Here is a 3,177-nt window from a genome sequence, read left to right as displayed (position 1 = left end):
GGCGATTTTTTTTCGTTGCCATATTTATTCTTTTTTGATGAGGGCTAAAGTTACGGATAGTGCGGAAGGCTTCCGTAGGTTTAGTTCAACATTGGGTTTTATGCAAGTTGGGCTTGATCTTATAACATCAGCAAATTGCGAATCCCAGATTCAATTCCAGCAGACAAATATCTCTCAGATTTTGTACTTAACTTCATCCCCATATTTTCAATTAGCAGCGGTTTTGGGCAGTCGGAATACTAATTCCCAACCTGCATAAAGCCCTGCCCGTTGTGTGCAATTTGTGCGGACAGCTTCAAACTCTAAAAGGTAGACAATTGACTAACCTATTTATGGAAACTGACGATTAGAATAATCTTAGAGTTTATGCTTAAATGCGTTTTTACAAAAACAGCTATTAATTTTAATAATTACGTTGGGACACCATATCCATATTTTATTTTAATATTAGTTGCTTTATTTGAAAGCTTTTTAGCCTATAAGTTTTTATCAAAGGCTTCTTCTCAAAAATTATTCAGACAAATTGTTTTGACTTATTTGATAGCGAACGTTGTGAGCTTTTTCTCAGAATATTATTTGTCAATCTTCTTAAATGGCGGACATAGAACTCTTGTATGGATACCTTGGGTTAAAATAATTGGGCAATTTCAAATCTCTTTGTATCTGATAAGTTTTCCAATTATTTTTTTGTTTACAGTTTTGAGCGAATTCATTATTGCATTTGTCTTTTTAAAAAAGAAATTTAAATGGACTGAAATATTAAAAACTGCTTTTAAAACAAATTTGATTTCAACGTTATTGCTTATAATAATCTTTAACTGCATTCTATTCAATATTCTAAAGGGACAAGAAGAATCAGGAATTATTGACGACATTATCGAAGGTGTTCAATTTGGTCATTAAAATGCACACAACAAAGGCATTTGTGTAAGCATGGCTTGACCAGCCGCAATTGCGCAGCAGTAATTCTTATCATCTTTTGTTATCAGCAGACTTTACGCTATTGAACATTTGTAATTATCTTCAACATCAATTTTTCAATTAAGCATTTGTACCAGGCTGACCAAGCGCTATTGCCATGCCTTCACAAATGCTTCAACGTTAGCGGTCATTGTAACAGACATCGTGCATAGAACAAAATTATGACAACAAAACAACCAGACAATACAGCATTACGAACAGCTTTGTGGAGAGCGTTACACGTTTTGACAGACGAAAAGCCTTACGTTATTGACGACAAAATCGGGTATGACTTAATCAAACCAGAAACAGAATGGCAAGAACGTCCTGATATGAAATACACCAAACGACTTCGTGCTTCTATCGTTGCTCGTGCCCGATTTGTTGAAGATGTTGCAAAAACAGAAATTGCCAACGGAATAAAACAATACGTTTTACTTGGTGCAGGACTTGACAGTTTTGCTCAACGAAATACAGAAATCAGTTCGCAAGTTGACATTTATGAAATTGACCAACCCGACACGTTGGCTTGGAAAGAAGAAAAATTAATTGAAAACGGCTACAAAATTTCCAACAATTTACATTTCGTTCCCGTGGACTTTGAAACTTCATCTTGGTGGACTGAACTTTTAAACAAAGGTTTTGACACTAACAAAAAAGCCGTTGTTTCCTGCACAGGTGTAACACTTTATTTGACAAAAGAAGCCATTACGGACACATTAAAAAAAATGACTTCGCTTGCATCGGGTTCGACTATTGCAATCGCATTTTATTTACCATTAGAGCAACTTGACGAAGAAGACAAGTCAATGCAAGAAATTGCAATTAAAGGTGCGGCAGCTTCGGGAACGCCATTTGTAAGTTTTTTCAGCGTTGAAGAAATCACAAAACTTGCAGACGAAATAGGCTTGAAAGAAATCCAAACCGTTTCAACAAAAGATATGACAGAAAAATATTTTAAAGACCGAACCGACAATCTTGTTCCTGCAAGTGGAGAATTTTTCTTGGTTGCGAAGACATAAAAACATAAACACTAAAATCGAATGGACGACAGAAAACAACGAACCGCTAACATCGTATTGGCAATAGGCGGGGCGAACGGCTTCGTGTCAACGGAAGTGCGAAATTCAACTTTCGTTCTTCGTATCAGCGTTAGTGCTAAAAATCCCGCCCATCGCCAATACGCGGCCCGTTGTATGCCAGCTTATTTTGACACGCTGCTTTCCAAGCAGACTTTTACAAATCATCTCACTTTATGACATCAAAAGACCTTGAACAAATTTTAGACGAAGCAAACTGCATTGACTTAAATTTTCCTCACTTCATGCTGAACTTTCCATCAAAAGAATTTGCTGACGCTGCACAAAAAGCACTTTTTGAATATTTCGGTAGACGAGACATAACTTTCGTTTTTGAGTACCAAGACCACTCCGCTAAACTTAGCCTTTATGATGTTGAAACTGGAAACGATGTTGTAATTAACGTGCCTTTTTGTTTAGATGAAACGTCAGCCTGGTTTGACAGGCAGACGTTCAATCAGCACCCGAAAATCTCAATCTTTTGCGGTTACGGCAAGACAAAGAACGGCGCAACTACATCTACAAAAATGGCTGACTTTATTGACGGTTTAGACGACGCCGCTATCCGTAACATAACACATTTTACCAGTAAGAGGATTTAGATAAAAGCACCCATTTTCGTCTTGAACAAATTTGCACTTGTTGCCAACGTGCTTGAAAGTTCCTCTTATGCAAGTTGACAAATATTCCGGTGTAATAACATAGTCATCGTCTTGACTATTAGAATTTTCTTTTTTGTTTTTATTTTCCATTGTTCAGTAATTTTATGTACCAAACATTTACTACGGCGACTGTTGGCAGCAGTCGTTTTTTTGTTCCGTGCAGCCTTTAGCTACGGTGGGACGAAAGCCGGGCATACAACATGGGGTTTGCTGCTATGCTGGCTGACGTGCAAGCCATCGGCTGTATCTCGCTTATCGTCGCCTGTTTCGGCTGGACGTTCATCATTCGGCTTCATTTGTTATCTTCAATTTTAGTTTATTAATTGGGCTATTGTTCCGGCTGACCGAACGCAGAATATCAGCACAGCAGCAAGCCCTGTCCGTTGCCTGTAACTTTATAGCGACATCTACCATTTAAAACGAATATGACACAGCTTGAGAAACTTTACCAATCAATTCAAAACCTGAAAGAACTT

General features: G+C 37.7%; 3 protein-coding genes. All 3 read left to right on the top strand.

The window, feature by feature from the left end; translation table 11 throughout:
• Positions 1–366: 366 nt before the first annotated feature.
• The 3 genes from BM015_RS21150 (at position 367) to BM015_RS21140 (ending at position 2,641) form a co-directional block, all read left to right on the top strand.
• Complete coding sequence (locus BM015_RS21150; protein ID WP_090663345.1) at positions 367–903, top strand: hypothetical protein; 537 nt, start codon at positions 367–369, stop codon at positions 901–903.
• 239 nt (positions 904–1,142) lie between these two features.
• Complete coding sequence (locus tag BM015_RS21145; protein ID WP_090663344.1) at positions 1,143–1,982, top strand: class I SAM-dependent methyltransferase; 840 nt, start codon at positions 1,143–1,145, stop codon at positions 1,980–1,982.
• Between the two features lie 233 nt (positions 1,983–2,215).
• Positions 2,216–2,641 carry a hypothetical protein gene (locus BM015_RS21140; RefSeq protein WP_090663342.1) on the top strand — a complete coding sequence of 142 codons (426 nt, stop codon included), beginning with the start codon at positions 2,216–2,218 and terminating at the stop codon, positions 2,639–2,641.
• Positions 2,642–3,177 lie beyond the last annotated feature (536 nt).

The sequence above is a fragment of the Parafilimonas terrae genome, from assembly GCF_900115755.1.
GTDB lineage: Bacteria > Bacteroidota > Bacteroidia > Chitinophagales > Chitinophagaceae > Parafilimonas > Parafilimonas terrae.
This window is presented reverse-complemented; position numbering and strand designations above follow the sequence as displayed.

What these genes read in the sequence shown, in the direction of transcription:
- BM015_RS21150 (WP_090663345.1), top strand. Translation starts at nt 367, where the DNA reads ATGCTTAAATGCGTTTTTACAAAAACAGCTATTAATTTTAATAATTAC.
- BM015_RS21145 (WP_090663344.1), top strand. Translation starts at nt 1,143, where the DNA reads ATGACAACAAAACAACCAGACAATACAGCATTACGAACAGCTTTGTGG.
- BM015_RS21140 (WP_090663342.1), top strand. Translation starts at nt 2,216, where the DNA reads ATGACATCAAAAGACCTTGAACAAATTTTAGACGAAGCAAACTGCATT.